This window comes from Dyella japonica DSM 16301 (genome assembly GCF_001010355.1).
Lineage (GTDB): Bacteria > Pseudomonadota > Gammaproteobacteria > Xanthomonadales > Rhodanobacteraceae > Dyella > Dyella japonica.
Genome location: NZ_JPLA01000064.1, coordinates 1 through 14,810 on the forward strand (window position 1 = coordinate 1; position 14,810 = coordinate 14,810).

The 14,810-nt window shown below is 64.3% G+C and carries 12 protein-coding genes and 1 riboswitch; of the genes, 9 read left to right on the plus strand and 3 right to left on the minus strand.

Going from position 1 to position 14,810, the window contains the following annotated elements; genetic code table 11:
- Nucleotides 1–268: 268 nt before the first annotated feature.
- From hrcA to Y882_RS17830, 6 genes are all read left to right on the plus strand, one after another.
- The gene (gene hrcA, locus Y882_RS17805; RefSeq protein ID WP_046973303.1) at nucleotides 269–1,321 is read left to right on the plus strand and encodes a heat-inducible transcriptional repressor HrcA; all 1,053 of its coding nucleotides are present in this window, start codon (nucleotides 269–271) and stop codon (nucleotides 1,319–1,321) included.
- 83 nt (nucleotides 1,322–1,404) lie between these two features.
- The gene (gene grpE, locus Y882_RS17810) at nucleotides 1,405–1,932 is read left to right on the plus strand and encodes a nucleotide exchange factor GrpE (RefSeq protein WP_046973304.1); all 528 of its coding nucleotides are present in this window, start codon (nucleotides 1,405–1,407) and stop codon (nucleotides 1,930–1,932) included.
- 159 nt (nucleotides 1,933–2,091) lie between these two features.
- Nucleotides 2,092–4,020: a molecular chaperone DnaK gene (dnaK, locus tag Y882_RS17815; protein WP_046973305.1), complete on the plus strand. Its 1,929-nt coding sequence runs from the start codon at nucleotides 2,092–2,094 to the stop codon at nucleotides 4,018–4,020.
- 130 nt (nucleotides 4,021–4,150) lie between these two features.
- A complete protein-coding gene (dnaJ, locus tag Y882_RS17820) occupies nucleotides 4,151–5,284 on the plus strand; it encodes a molecular chaperone DnaJ (protein ID WP_046973306.1) in 1,134 nt (377 codons plus the stop codon).
- A 146-nt stretch (nucleotides 5,285–5,430) separates the two neighbouring features.
- Nucleotides 5,431–6,234, plus strand: coding sequence for a 4-hydroxy-tetrahydrodipicolinate reductase (gene dapB / locus Y882_RS17825; protein WP_046973307.1), 804 nt, complete (start codon nucleotides 5,431–5,433; stop codon nucleotides 6,232–6,234).
- Between the two features lie 70 nt (nucleotides 6,235–6,304).
- Nucleotides 6,305–6,433, plus strand: a riboswitch (yybP-ykoY riboswitch).
- A 108-nt stretch (nucleotides 6,434–6,541) separates the two neighbouring features.
- The gene (locus tag Y882_RS17830) at nucleotides 6,542–7,549 is read left to right on the plus strand and encodes a sodium:calcium antiporter (RefSeq protein ID WP_046973308.1); all 1,008 of its coding nucleotides are present in this window, start codon (nucleotides 6,542–6,544) and stop codon (nucleotides 7,547–7,549) included.
- A 40-nt stretch (nucleotides 7,550–7,589) separates the two neighbouring features.
- Here the strand turns inward: Y882_RS17830 and Y882_RS17835 are convergent, their stop codons facing one another.
- Nucleotides 7,590–8,285, minus strand: coding sequence for a 2OG-Fe(II) oxygenase (locus tag Y882_RS17835; RefSeq protein ID WP_046973309.1), 696 nt, complete (start codon nucleotides 8,283–8,285; stop codon nucleotides 7,590–7,592).
- A 213-nt stretch (nucleotides 8,286–8,498) separates the two neighbouring features.
- On the opposite strand from Y882_RS17835, the gene carA reads away from it, so the two are divergent.
- From carA to greA, 3 genes are read left to right on the plus strand one after another with little or no spacing between them, the layout of a single operon-like run.
- Nucleotides 8,499–9,635, plus strand: coding sequence for a glutamine-hydrolyzing carbamoyl-phosphate synthase small subunit (gene carA / locus Y882_RS17840; protein ID WP_046973310.1), 1,137 nt, complete (start codon nucleotides 8,499–8,501; stop codon nucleotides 9,633–9,635).
- Nucleotides 9,628–12,855, plus strand: a complete 3,228-nt coding sequence (carB, locus tag Y882_RS17845) for a carbamoyl-phosphate synthase large subunit (RefSeq protein WP_046973311.1) — start codon at nucleotides 9,628–9,630, stop codon at nucleotides 12,853–12,855. The genes carA and carB overlap by 8 nt, the downstream gene beginning before the upstream one ends.
- Nucleotides 12,852–13,328, plus strand: a complete 477-nt coding sequence (greA, locus tag Y882_RS17850; RefSeq protein ID WP_046973312.1) for a transcription elongation factor GreA — start codon at nucleotides 12,852–12,854, stop codon at nucleotides 13,326–13,328. The genes carB and greA overlap by 4 nt, the downstream gene beginning before the upstream one ends.
- A gap of 171 nt (nucleotides 13,329–13,499) precedes the next feature.
- Here greA and ykgO read toward each other — a convergent pair whose 3' ends face one another.
- Together ykgO and Y882_RS17860 are read right to left on the minus strand one after the other, a co-directional pair.
- Nucleotides 13,500–13,625, minus strand: a complete 126-nt coding sequence (ykgO, locus tag Y882_RS17855) for a type B 50S ribosomal protein L36 (protein ID WP_010342887.1) — start codon at nucleotides 13,623–13,625, stop codon at nucleotides 13,500–13,502.
- Between the two features lie 126 nt (nucleotides 13,626–13,751).
- Complete coding sequence (locus Y882_RS17860) at nucleotides 13,752–14,648, minus strand: LysR substrate-binding domain-containing protein (protein ID WP_046973313.1); 897 nt, start codon at nucleotides 14,646–14,648, stop codon at nucleotides 13,752–13,754.
- Between the last annotated feature and the right edge of the window lie 162 nt (nucleotides 14,649–14,810).

Here is a 14,810-nt window from a genome sequence, read left to right on the forward strand (position 1 = left end):
GGTGAGGCCAGGGCCGAAGGCAATCTCGGCTTCTTCGACGACGGCAAAATGACGAACGTAGAGCGAGGTGAGCATGGGTGGCGGCGTGATTGAGTCGGGGGATTGTAAGGGGATGGGGCCGGGGAACGGGTAGTAGGGGCGCGCACTTCGGCGTCCGGCCCATCGCCGGCATCCGTTTTTGCGCCCCTACGGCCCATCCCCCATCCCCGTTTCTTGCAAACTTTCTCGCCAGACCTTATTTCTTGTGTGTCTCAAGAACCGATACAGCATGCCAGTCGCCCCTCTCGATGCCCGCGCACGACGCCTCCTGCGCACATTGATCGCCCAGTACCTCGCCGACGGCGAGCCTGTGGGGTCGCGCACGCTTTCGCGTTCGTCCGGCCTGGATGTCAGTCCGGCCACCATCCGCAACATCATGGCCGACCTGGAAGAGGCCGGCCTGGTCGCCTCGCCGCATACCTCGGCCGGCCGCGTGCCGACGCCGCGCGGCCTGCGCCTGTTCGTCGACAGCCTGATCGAACTGCAGCCGCTGCCGCAGGACGAGATGGCCCGCCTGCGCCGCGAACTGCCACCGGGCCCGACCACCACCCGCGACCTGCTGGGCAATGTGTCCACCCTGCTTTCGGCGATGACCCAGTTTGCCGGCGTGGTCACAGTGCCGCGCCAGGCGGACTTCCCGCTGCGCCATATCGATTTTGTGGCGCTGCCGGACGCCCGCGTGCTGGTGATCCTGGTGTTCTCGGACAACCAGGTCCAGAACCGCATCGTGCAGCTGGCCAAGCCGCTGGATCCGCGGGAGCTGGAGCACGCCGCCAATTACCTCAACACCCAGTTTGCCGGCCTGCGGCTGGACGATATCCGCGCCCATCTGCTGCGCGAGCTGCGCGAGACCAGCGGCGAACTCAACCGCCTGATGTCCAGCGCGGTGGAGCTGGCCGCGGCCTCGTTCGCGCCCCAGACCGAAAGCGACGATGTGTTGGTCAGCGGCCAGACCAACTTGATGGGTTATTCGGAACTAGCGAACTTAGAGCGCCTGCGCGAACTGTTCGAGGCGTTCCAGCAGAAAAACGAGCTGCTGCAGCTGATGGAAGTGTGTGCCAAGGCCCCTGGCGTGCGGCTGTTCATCGGCGAAGAATCGGGTTTTGCCGCACTGGATGGTTGCAGTGTGGTCACGGCCAGCTATGGTGCGCAGGGCCGCGTGCTGGGCGCGGTGGGGGTGATCGGACCCACCCGCATGGCCTACGAACGGGTCATCCCCGTGGTACAAGCCACGGCCGGATTGCTTAGCGACGCCTTGAATCGCGTCGCTACGACCTTATAACCCGCTCGGGAGGCGGGGTTTTACCCGCAAGTTTGACGGTTGGTGCGCGATGCACCGGCCACGGATAAGGCTTGGAGTGATTCATGCAAAGCAACGACCCAACGGCGTCCAACGAGGCGCCAGGCCAGCAGGGCGAGACCGGCAGCGCGGAACTGGAAGCGCTGAAGTCGCGTATCGCCGAACTGGAAACCAGCAACGTGGAGCTGCGCGACACCGTGCTGCGCGAAAAGGCGGAAATCGAGAACCAGCGCCGCCGTCTGCATCGGGACGTGGAGCAGGCTCGCCGCTTCGCCAACGAGAAGCTGCTCAACGAGCTGCTGCCGGTCTATGACGGCCTGGAGCGCGGCCTGCAGGTGGAAGGCGGCGACATCGCCAGCGTACGCGAGGGCATTGCGCTCACGCTCAAGTCGCTGCTGAAGATCGCCGAGAACAACGGCCTGGTACAGGTCGATCCGCTGGGTCAGCCGCTGGATCCAGAGCGGCACCACGCGGTGAGCATGGTGGAGGCCCCGGGCGCGGCCCCCAACACGGTCGTCAACGTGCTGCAGAAGGGTTATGTGCTGAACGATCGACTGCTGCGCCCAGCGTTGGTGGCGGTCGCCAAGGAATGACGCCCGCGCCGGCGGTCGAGGACGCCTGAATGGCGTCCCCTGCCGGCAACGGTGGCAAGGCATCGGGGATCTTGTCGGCATTGAGATGCCACACGGCAAACCCCATCTGACAAACAGTTGCGGCCGAGGGGTCGCTTAAAGAATTCGGGAGTAAACAACATGGGTAAAATCATCGGTATCGACCTGGGCACGACCAACTCGTGCGTCGCCGTGATGGACGGCACCACCGCCAAGGTCATCGAGAACTCGGAAGGCGATCGCACCACGCCGTCCATCGTTGCCTTCACCAAGGACAACGAAGTCATGGTGGGCGCGCCGGCCAAGCGCCAGAGCGTGACCAACCCCAAGAACACCTTCTACGCGGTGAAGCGCCTGATCGGCCGCAAGTTCACCGACGCGGAAGTGCAGAAAGACCTGCATATCGTGCCCTACGGCATCGTGGCGCACGAGAATGGCGACGCCTGGGTCGAGACGGCTGACGGCCGCAAGATGGCTCCGCAGGAGATCTCGGCCAAGGTCCTCATGAAGATGAAGAAGACCGCTGAGGATTACCTCGGCGAGCCGGTCACCGAAGCCGTGATCACGGTGCCGGCCTACTTCAACGACAGCCAGCGCCAGGCCACCAAGGACGCCGGCCGCATCGCGGGCCTGGACGTCAAGCGCATCATCAACGAGCCGACCGCCGCCGCACTGGCCTACGGTCTGGACAAGAAGGGCGGTGACCGCAAGATCGCCGTGTACGACCTCGGCGGCGGCACCTTCGACGTGTCCATCATCGAGATCGCCGAAGTCGACGGCGAGAAGCAGTTCGAAGTGCTGGCCACCAATGGCGACACCTTCCTGGGTGGCGAAGACTTCGACATGCGCGTGATCGACTACCTCGTCGAGGAATTCAAGAAAGACCAGGGCATGGACCTGCGCAAGGATCCGCTCGCGCTGCAGCGCCTGAAGGACGCCGCCGAGCGCGCCAAGATCGAGCTGTCCTCCAGCCACCAGACCGAAGTGAACCTGCCGTACATCACGGCCGACGCCTCCGGTCCGAAGCACCTCAACATCAAGCTGACCCGCGCCAAGCTCGAAGCGCTGGTGGAAGACCTGGTCAAGCGCACCATCGAGCCGTGCCGCACTGCGTTGAATGACGCCGGCCTGCGCGTGTCCGACATCAACGAGGTGATCCTCGTCGGTGGCCAGACCCGCATGCCCAAGGTGCAGGAGTCGGTGAAGGACTTCTTCGGCAAGGAGCCGCGCAAGGACGTCAACCCGGACGAGGCCGTCGCTGTCGGCGCCGCGATCCAGGGCGGCGTGCTGGGCGGTACCGTCAAGGACGTGCTGCTGCTGGACGTCACCCCGCTGTCGCTCGGCATCGAGACGATGGGCGGCGTGATGACCAAGCTGATCGAGAAGAACACCACCGTGCCGACCAAGGCCTCGCAGGTGTTCTCCACCGCCGACGACAACCAGACCGCGGTGACCGTGCACGTGCTGCAGGGTGAGCGCGAGCGCGCCAGCGCCAACAAGTCGCTGGGCAAGTTCGACCTGCAGGGCATCGACGCTGCGCCGCGCGGCATGCCGCAAATCGAGGTCACCTTCGACATCGACGCCAACGGCATCCTGCACGTGTCGGCCAAGGACAAGAAGACCGGCAAGGAACAGAAGATCGAGATCAAGGCCGGTTCGGGCCTGTCCGAGGAAGAGATCAACCGCATGGTGGCCGACGCCGAGGCCAACAAGGAAGAAGACAAGAAGTTCCACGAGCTCGTCAGCACGCGCAACAAGGCTGACCAGCTGGTCCACGCCACCCGCAGCGCGCTCAAGGAGCACGGCGGCAAGGTGCCGGCCGATCAGCTGAGCACGATCGAAGGCGCGCTGTCGGATCTGGAAAAGGTCAAGGACGGTGACGACAAGTCGGCCATCGATTCGAAGATCGAAAAGCTCGAGCAGGTCGCCCAGGCGCTCTACGCCGCTGCCCAGGGCGGTGCCCAGGCGGACGCCGGCGCACACGCGGGCGGTCAGCAGCAGGGTGGCCCGGCTGGTCACGACGACGTGGTCGATGCCGAGTTCACTGAAGTCAAGGACGATAAAAAGTAATATTGGCCGGTCGGCGCTGCCGATCTGACGCAGCCCGCGCCCGGGAGTTCACCTAGGCGCGGGCTGTTTGTTGAGTAGACATGGGTCCACGGGTCCATGAGCAAGAGAGCAGTCCATGCCGGATGCAACGATGAGCAAGCGTGATTACTACGAAGTCCTGGGTGTAGAACGTACCGTCACCGAGGTCGAACTGAAGAAGTCGTTCCGTCGACTGGCGATGAAGTACCACCCGGACCGCTGTCCGGACGATCCGCATGCGCAAGAGAAATTCAAGGAGGCCAAGGAGGCCTACGAAGTGCTGGCCGACGCGCAGAAGCGCGCGATGTACGACCAGCATGGCCACGCCGCCTTCGAGCACGGCATGGGCGGTCGCGGTGGCGCCGGTGGTTTTGGCGACATGGGCGACATTTTCGGCGATATCTTTGGCGACATTTTCGGCATGGGCGGTGGTGGCGGACGCGGACGTTCGCGTCGCGGCTCCGACCTGCGCTACATCATGGAGCTCGATCTGGAAGAGGCCGTGTTCGGCGTCGAGAAGAAGATCGAGATTCCCACCCAGGTCAATTGCCATCACTGCAATGGCAGCGGTTCGGCCGATGGCAAGACGGTGACCTGCAAGACCTGCGCTGGCCATGGCCGCGTCCGCATGCAGAACGGCATTTTCTCCATCCAGCAGGCCTGCCCGCATTGTGGCGGCAGCGGCCAGGCGATCGAGAAGCCGTGCAAGCAGTGCGATGGCGAAGGCCGTCTGGAAGAAACCCGCCAGCTGTCGGTGAACATTCCCGCCGGCGTCGACAACGGTGACCGCATCCGCCTCACTGGTCAGGGTGAAGCCGGTCCGACCGGCGGCGAAGCAGGCGACCTCTACGTTGAAGTGCGTGTGCGCGAGCACGCGATCTTCCAGCGCGACGGCAACGATCTGCACTGCGAATTGCCGATCCGCTTCTCGCAGGCGGCGCTGGGTGCGGAATTGCTGGTGCCCACGCTCGAAGGCGAAGTGCCGATCAACATCCCGCCGGAAACGCAGACCGGGCAGCTGTTCCGCCTGCGCGGCCGCGGCGTGAAGTCGGTGCGCAGCAGTCGCAACGGCGACCTGATCTGCCGCGTCGTCGTGGAAACGCCGGTGCGCCTCACCAAGCAGCAGCGCGATCTGTTTGAGCAGTTGGAGGCCACCTTTGCCGATGGCGAGGCGGACAAGCACACGCCGCGCGCCAAGACCTGGGTGGATGGCGTCAAGCAGTTCTGGTCGCGCGTCACTTCGTAATTTCGCACGACCTATCCATTATAAAGCCCTGGCTCAAGCCGGGGCTTTGCTTTTTATGGAACCCGTTCATGGCGGCTGCGCACGTGGGCACCCACAGGCGGTAGCATCGCGTCTCGTGTCCGTCTCGCGCAGAAAGGAAGCCATCCATGACCAAGCCCGTTCGCCTCGCCATCAATGGCGCCACCGGCCGCATGGGACAGGCCTTGCTGAGCCTGGTGAAAGACGACGCCCGCTTCTCGCTGGTCGCGGCGATCGCCTCGCCCGAATCGTCCAAGCTGGGTCAGCCTGTCGATGCGTGCGAGGGCGCGCTGACCTATACGCACGAATGGCCGGCAGCGGGTGCGCTGGATGTGGTGGTGGACTTCAGTGGCCCCGCTGGTCTGGCCGAAGCGCTCACTTACTGCGAATCCCATGGCATGGCCCTGGTCACCGGCACCACGGGGCTGGACGCCACGTTTGCGCAACGCCTCAATGCCTCGGCGGCACGCATCGCCTTGTTGCGCTCGGCGAACTTCAGCCTGGGCGTGGCCGTGCTCACGCGTCTGCTGCGCCAGGCCGCGGCGGCGTTGCCGGATTGGGACCTGGACATCATCGAGGCGCACCACAACCGCAAGGAAGATGCGCCCTCGGGTACCGCGCTCGCGCTGGGCGAGGCGGCTGCGTCAGCACGCGGCACGTCGCTGCGCGAGAGCGCGGTGTATGCACGCGAAGGTCGGGTGGGCCCGCGTCAGCACGGCACCATCGGCTTCGCGGTGGTGCGTGGCGGCGATATCGTCGGTGAGCATGAAGTGCTGCTGATGGGGCAGGGTGAGCGCGTGGAATTGGTTCATCGCGCCACCGATCGGTCGATCTTTGCCCGCGGCGCGCTCGAGGCTGCGCACTGGCTCAGCGGCCGCGAAGCGGGCGATTACGATCTCGATGCGATGCTGGCGGATCGTTCCTCGCGCTGAGCTGGTTGGGCGTGAGAACGCGTCGCAATCCCGGTCGTTGCTTGCCTGGGCGCGTCCGGACCTCTAAAATCCTGTGTGTTGTCATTGGGGAGTAGCCATCCTCACCCCACGCAACCGGTCTCCGGTTGCGCTTCCAGAGGAATCCGCGTCAACAGACTTGAAGCTTCGGCTTCATGGCGTGGATGGTCACCGGTAGCTTCAGCGACCGGCAGCCCGGCGAGACCTTTGGCCACGACGCGCTCACCCTGCCGGGCGAGCTCGCGTCGTTGCGCCAATGGTTTTCCGCTCGCCCGGCCTTGGAAAAAGCATGCTTATTGCCCTGTTGTTCCTGCTTTCGGCTGGTGCGATCTATCTCGCCTGCGAGTACTTCGTCAACGGCGTGGAATGGTTTGGCCAGAAGCTCAACCTGGGCGCCACCGCAACGGGCACCGTGCTGGCGGCCTTCGGTACGGCGTTGCCGGAAAGCGCAGTGACCTTCGTCGCCGTGATCCTCGGCAAGACCCCTGAGCAAAGAGACATCGGCGTGGGCGCAGCGCTCGGCGGTCCCTTGGTATTGGCAACCATCGCCTATGCGGTGGTCGGCGTAGCGTTGTGGATGAATCGCCACAAGCTGCAGCGCGCCGATCATCAGGTGCGTGTGGCACACGGGCGCCTGGCGCGCGATCAATCGTGGTTCCTGGCGATCTTCGTGGTGAAGTGCACGCTCGGCCTGGTCGCGTTTGCGTTCAAGCCGTGGCTGGGCGTGCTGTTCCTCGCCGCTTATGGCCTGTACGTGTGGCGCGAGCTGAAGTCCACGGACACGGCACCCGAGGAAGAAGAACTCGAGCCGTTGAAGTTCCAGCCCAAGTCGGCCGATCCGTCGATCTGGTGGGTGGTCGCGCAGACCACGCTGGCGCTGATCGTGATTGCCTTCGCTTCGCATACCTTCGTCAAGCAGATCGAGGCGATCGGCATCGCGCTGAATCTGTCGCCGCATCTGGTGGCGCTGGTGTTGAGCCCGGTGGCCACCGAGCTGCCGGAGACCATGAATGCGCTGATCTGGGTGCGCCAGGGCAAGGAGCGTCTGGCGCTGGCCAATATCTCCGGCGCCATGATGATCCAGGCGACCATCCCCAGCTCGCTGGCGCTGTTTGCCACGCCGTGGCTGTTCGATGCGCCGCTGATGGTCGCAGGCGTGCTCACCGGCGTGGCCATCGTCTACCTGTGGTGGTTGTTCCGTCGCGGACGCGTGGACGCGCGCTGGCTGGTGCCGGTGGGGCTGCTCTACGGCGTGTTTGCTGCCTATATCGCATGGCACTACGGCACGCAGCTGTAAGTACCCGGTCAGGGCGCACCGCTGGGTGCGCCCTTGCTGATCAGTCGCGGTGCGCGGCGTTGCGGTCGCGATCGGCGCCCAGCTTTCGATCCAGCGAGCCGAAGATCTTCTTGAACGCGCGCGCAAATTTGCCGCGCTTGGTCTTGCGCAGCTTTTCCTCTTCGCTGGTCAGCCACGCCACCTGGATCACGCGACGCTCACCTTCATAGGGCAGATGGCCGTGGAAGGAATTTTCACAGCGCTTGAACACCGCAAATTCGCCGTACAGCGGCTTGAGCTCCGGCGCGATCATGCTGTCGATGCTGTCGATGCTGCCCAGGAAGCGCAGGCAGCCGTCGCTGGTGTCGGGCCAGAGGTTGTTGAGGTAGAGCAGGGCCGTGGCCACCTTGGACTTGCTGTCCGTGTGGATGGTCCCGTGGCGCTTGTTGAGCGACCGGCACAGCGTGATCAGGGTGGGGTACTGGCCCAGGTTCTCGATGCCCAGGCGCTCGCCGATGGCGCGGGCGAACTCGGCCGAGCTCAGGCGGCTCACCAGGGCGTTGATCGAGGGGCCGCAGTCGCTGGCGTCGTAGGGGAAGAACCCGGCGCTCGCATAGCGCGGAAAATCGCGCTCCAGGTCGCCGCGCGCCTCGTCCGGCAACTGACCGTGCGCGATCAGGAACGGGAACGGCTCCGCCCTGATGTCGGTGTCCGGTCGGTCGAGACGGGCGGGATCGAGCAGCGCGACTGAGTTCATGGATGTCCGAGCATGGGTGAGACCGCGCTAGTGTACCGCCCGGACCGGGCCGCGTAGGGCCTCTTGCCGGGTCACGTTCAGCTGTTTTTGGTGGACAGCAAAGGGGCTTGCACCTATCATTGCGACCCGCCCTGCAACATTCCTCGAATAAGGTCCTCAAGCCTGCTTTGGTGCGGCTTGCGGACCTTGCTGCACCTAAAAGGCGGTCCTCCCATGCCTATTCCCGCTCTGCTTGCCCTCGAAGACGGCAGCGTGTTCCACGGCTACGCCGTTGGCGCGACTGGCGAAACTGTCGGCGAGGTGGTTTTCAACACCGCCATGACCGGCTACCAGGAGATCCTCACCGATCCCTCGTACGCCAAACAGATTGTCACCCTGACTTATCCGCACATCGGCAACACCGGCGTCAACGTCGAGGACGAAGAGTCCGCTTCGGTCCACGCCGCCGGCCTGATCGTGCGCGACGTGCCGCGTCTTGCCAGCAACTGGCGCAGCACCGAAAGCCTGCCCGATTACCTCAAGCGTCACGGCATCGTGGCCCTGGCCGGCATCGACACTCGCCGCCTGACGCGCATCCTGCGCGACAAGGGCGCTTTGAACGGCTGCATCGTCGCCGGCGAGCAGATCGACGTCGAAGACGCACTCGCCAAGGCTCGCGCCTTCCCCGGCCTCAACGGCATGGACCTGGCCAAGGTGGTCAGCGTGGGCGAGTCCTACCAGTGGAACGAGGGCGTCTACGACCTCGACCGCACCGCCTTCAATCAGCCGTCCAAACGATTCAAGGTCGTGGCCTACGACTATGGCGTGAAGTACAACATCCTGCGCCTGCTGGCCGAGCAGGGCTGCGACATCACCGTGGTGCCTGCGCAGACGCCGGCCGCCGACGTGCTGGCGATGAAGCCCGATGGCGTGTTCCTGTCCAACGGCCCCGGCGATCCGGCGGCCTGCGACTATGCGGTGGAAGCGACCAAGCAGTTCCTTGACGCCAAGATCCCGCTGTTCGGCATCTGCCTGGGTCACCAGATCATGGGCCTGGCGCTGGGCGCCAAGACGCTGAAGATGAAGTTCGGCCACCACGGCGCGAACCATCCGGTGAAGGACCTGGACGACGGCCGCGTGCTGATCACCTCGCAGAACCACGGCTTCGCGGTCGATCCGGCCACGCTGCCTTCGAATGCGCGCGTCACCCATACCTCGCTGTTCGATGGTTCGCTGCAGGGCTTCGCGCTCACCGACCGTCCGGCGTTCTGCTTCCAGGGTCACCCGGAAGCGAGCCCCGGCCCGCACGAGATGAGTTACCTGTTTGATCGTTTTGCCGCCCTGATGCAGGAGGCCCGCAAGAATGGCTAAGCGCACCGATATCAAGAGCATCCTCATCATCGGCGCCGGTCCGATCGTCATCGGCCAGGCCTGCGAGTTCGACTACTCCGGCGCACAGGCCTGCAAGGCGCTGAAGGAAGAGGGTTACCGCGTCATCCTGGTGAACTCCAACCCCGCCACCATCATGACCGACCCGGAGACGGCCGACGCCGTCTACATCGAGCCGATCAACTGGCAGACGGTGGAGCGCATCATCGCCAAGGAGCGCCCCGACGCGGTGCTGCCGACGATGGGCGGCCAGACCGGCCTCAACTGCGCGCTGGATCTCGCCGACCACGGCGTGCTCGAGAAGTACAACGTCGAACTGATCGGCGCGTCGCGCGAAGCCATCCGCATGGCCGAAGACCGCGAGCTGTTCCGCGTCGCCATGGCCGAGATCGGCCTGGAGTGTCCGAAGGCCGAAGTGGTGCGCACCTTCGAACAGGCGCTGATCACGCAGGCCAAGGTGGGCTATCCCACCATCATCCGCCCGAGCTTCACGCTCGGCGGTTCCGGCGGCGGCATCGCGTACAACCGCGAAGAGTTCGAAGAGATCGTCAAGCGCGGCCTCGAGCTTTCGCCGGTGGGCGAAGTGCTGGTCGAGGAATCCGTGCTCGGCTGGAAGGAATTCGAGATGGAAGTGGTCCGCGACAAGGCGGACAACTGCATCATCGTGTGCTCGATCGAAAACCTCGATCCGATGGGCGTGCACACCGGCGACTCGATCACGGTCGCGCCGGCGCAGACGCTTACCGACAAGGAATACCAGCGCCTGCGCGACGCCTCCATCGCGGTGCTGCGCAAGATCGGTGTGGATACCGGCGGCTCCAACGTGCAGTTCGGCATCAATGCCGAGAACGGCCGCGTGGTGGTGATCGAGATGAATCCGCGCGTGTCGCGCTCGTCGGCGCTCGCGTCCAAGGCCACCGGTTTCCCGATCGCCAAGATCGCGGCGAAGCTGGCGGTGGGTTACACGCTCGATGAACTCAAGAACGACATCACCGGCGGCCTGACCCCGGCTTCGTTCGAGCCGAGCATCGACTACGTCGTCACCAAGATTCCGCGCTTCGCGTTCGAGAAGTTCCCCTCGGCCGATGCACGCCTCACCACGCAGATGAAGTCCGTCGGCGAAGTGATGGCGATGGGCCGCACTTTCCACGAATCGCTGCAGAAGGCGCTGCGTGGTCTGGAAATCGGCAAGACCGGCCTCAATCCGACCGGCCTGGACCTGACCACCGAAGAGGGCGTCAACGCACTCAAGCGTGAGCTGCGTGAGCCGCGTCCCGATCGCGTGTTCCACCTGGCCGATGCGTTCCGCGCCGGCCTGACGCTGGAAGACGTGTACGGTCTGAGCCGCGTCGATCCCTGGTTCCTGGCGGCGTTCGAAGACATCGTGCTCACCGAGAAGGAAGTCCAGTCGCAGGGCATCACCGTGCTCGACGCCGCGCGCATGCGCGAGTTGAAGCGCATGGGCTTCTCCGATGCGCGCCTGGCTGAGCTGCTCGACACCAACGAAGCGGCCATGCGCCATCTGCGTCGCACGCTGGGTGTGCGCCCGGTGTACAAGCGCGTGGACTCCTGCGCCGCCGAGTTCGCCACCACCACGGCCTACATGTACTCGACCTACGAGGAAGAGTGCGAAGCCAATCCGACCAATCGCGACAAGATCATCGTGCTCGGCGGTGGCCCGAACCGCATCGGCCAGGGCATCGAGTTCGACTACTGCTGCGTGCACGCGGCACTCGCCCTGCGCGAGGATGGTTTTGAAACCATCATGGTCAACTGCAACCCGGAAACCGTCTCGACCGACTACGACACCTCCGATCGCCTGTACTTCGAGCCGCTCACGCTGGAAGACGTGCTGGAGATTATCGATCTCGAGAAGCCCAAGGGCGTGATCGTGCAGTACGGTGGCCAGACGCCGCTCAAGCTTGCCCGTGCGCTCGAAGCGGCTGGCGCGCCGGTGATCGGCACCTCGCCGGACAGCATCGACCTGGCCGAAGACCGCGAACGCTTCCAGCAGATGATCGAGAAGATCGGTCTGAAGCAGCCGCCGAACCGCACCGCGCGTACGCCGGAAGAGGCCTTGGCCTCGGCCCGCGAGATCGGCTACCCGCTGGTGGTGCGTCCGAGCTATGTGCTCGGCGGCCGCGCGATGGAAATCGTCTACAGCGACGCCGATCTTTCGCGCTACATCCGCGACGCCGTGCAGGTTTCCAATGACTCGCCGGTGCTGCTGGACCGCTTCCTCGACCACGCGGTCGAAGTGGACGTGGACATCATCGCCGACGCCGAGGGCAACGTGCTGGTCGGCGGCATCATGGAGCATATCGAAGAGGCGGGCGTCCACTCGGGCGACTCCTCCTGCTCGCTGCCGCCGTACTCGCTGACCCAGGAGGTGCAGGATGAAATGCGCCGCCAGGTCACGGCGATGGCGAAGGAGCTGAAGGTCATCGGCCTGATGAATACGCAGTTCGCCATCCAGGGCGATACGGTGTTCATCCTGGAAGTGAACCCGCGCGCCTCGCGCACGGTGCCGTTCGTGTCCAAGGCCACCGGCGTGCCGCTGGCCAAAATCGCCGCGCGCGCGATGGCCGGCCGTTCGCTCAAGGCGCAGGGCACCACCAAGGAAGTGATCCCGGCCTATTACTCGGTGAAGGAAGCGATCTTCCCGTTCCTGAAGTTCCAGAACGTCGATCCCATCCTCGGCCCCGAGATGCGCTCCACCGGTGAGGTGATGGGCGTGGGCCGCAGCTTCGGCGCCGCCTTTGCGCGCGGTCACGATGCTGCCGGCATCAAGACGCCGCCGAAGGGCAAGGTGTTCGTGTCGGTGCGCGATGCCGACAAGGATCGCCTGCTGCCGGTCGCCCGCGAAGTGCTGGAGCGTGGCTTCAGCCTGGTCGCCACCGATGGCACGGCCAAGTACCTGGCCGAGCACGGCGTGGCCTGCGAGCGCATCAACAAGGTGATCGAAGGCCGTCCGCACATCGTCGACCTGATCAAGAACGGCGAGATCGTCTATATCGTCAACACCACCGAGGGCAAGGCGGCGATTGCCGACTCGTTCTCGATCCGACGTGAAGCCCTGCAGCAGCGCGTCACGTACTCCACCACGGTCGCGGGCGCCCGCGCGCTGGTGCATTCGCTGGATTATCACGGCGACGGCTCGGTGCACAGCCTGCAGGAACTGCACAAGGAACTGAAAGCATGAGTCGTGCGCCCATTACCAAGGCAGGCTCCGAGCGCCTTCGTAGCGAGCTGGAAAAGCTGAAGTCCACCGATCGGCCGCATATCATCGCGGCCATCGCTGAGGCGCGTGCGCATGGCGACCTGAAAGAGAACGCGGAGTACCACGCCGCACGCGAGCAGCAGAGCTTCATCGAAGGTCGCATCGCGGCTTTGGAAGCCCTGCTGTCCACGGCTGAAGTGATCGACGTGACCCGCCTCGCGGCGGGTTCGCGCGTGGTGTTCGGCGCCACCGTGGACCTCGAAGACGAGGACAGCGGTGAAGCAGTGACGTATCAGATCGTTGGTGATCTGGAGGCGGACATCAAGCAGCGCCTGATCGCCGTGTCCTCACCGATTGCGCGTGCGCTGATCGGCAAGAGCGAGGGCGACAGTTTTGAGTTCACTGCGCCCAATGGTGTGAAGCATTACGAGATCACGGGCGTTCGTTACGCCTGATCTCGCGGGAAAAAACACCTGTGGGAGCGCACCCTGTGCGCGACTGATGCTAGCCCCAGTCGCGCACAGGGTGCGCTCCCACAGGGAGAAGCCTCGGAAGCCTGAAAATCAGAGGCAACAAAAAAGGGCCGCTTTCGCGGCCCTTCTTCGTAGACACGTCGCAGCTAATGATTAGCGCTGACGAGCCTTGAAACGCGGGTTGCTCTTGCAGATCACGAACACTTTGCCGCGACGACGCACAACCTTGCAGTCACGGTGCCGCGCCTTGGCGGACTTCAAAGAGGAAAGCACCTTCACGGCCAGCTCCTGAAACTATTAAAAGAAAAATACAAGACGGCAAGTGTAAACAGATTTCAGGAGTCGCACAAGTCTTTGGATCGACTGCCAATTGCCGGTTCACGGCGAATCGGGCAGGTCCCACGCTCAATCGGTCTCGGTCATGGCGCTCAGAAAGCGCCGGACTACCGGCGAGGGCTCGTCGATCCGGCTGGCGAGGGCGAGCAGCATATAGGCATCGGGGTCCTCCAGGCGCAGGTATTTCACGCCGGGCAGGCTGACCGAGCGCATCGAGGCGGGCACCAGGGCCAGGCCCATGCCGGCGGCCACCAGCACCAGCAAGCCGTTGATCTGCTGGGCGTGCTGCCGGATCAGCGGGTGAAAATTGGCCTTGGCGGCGATCTGGGCCAGGCGGTCGTACAGGGTGGCTGCCAGTTCGCGGGGCTGGACCACGAAGGCCTCCATGGCCACTTCGCGCAGCCAGATGCTTTCGCGGTCAGCCAGCGGGTGATTGGCGGGCAGGGCGAGCAGCAGGGGCTCGCGGTCGATCACGTCTAGCCTCAGTAGCTTCGCCATGCCGGGGCGTTCAGGTTCGTCGCGCACAAAGCCCACGTCCACCTCGCCGGCCAGCAGGGCGGCGTACTGCTGCTCGGTGTACATCTCGCTGAGGATCAGCCGCACCTGGGGCGCAAAGCTGCGGTAGCGCAGCAGGGTCTGGGGCAGGGCGGGATGGAAGGTCACCGACACCGTATAAGCCAGCCGCAGCTTTCCGCTGAAGCCGGTGGCGGCGTCAGCCATCTGGGCACGAGCCTCTTCGGCCTTGGCCAGGATCTGTTTGGCCTGTTCCAGGAACAGTTTGCCGGACTCGGTCAGGGCGACGTTGCGCTTGTTCCGCTCCAGCAGGCGTACCCCCAGATCGTTTTCAAGCGCCTGTATCTGCTGGGAAAGTGGCGGCTGCGAGATATAGAGCCGCTGGGCTGCGCGAGTGAAGCTCAGCTCCTCGGCGACCGTTACAAAGTAACGAAGCTGTCTGAAGTCGAACATGGGAGGGCTTTAATAGGGTTTTCGAATAAGTAGACGCCTAAATATATATTTGTTTCTATAACCCGTCGATCATATTATTTCTTTCGTCCCGCCACCGTCCCCTCCCCCCAGGTGGCGGCGACCCTCGCCCCGCTGCGACGCTATCCCCGCGATGTCTGGTCT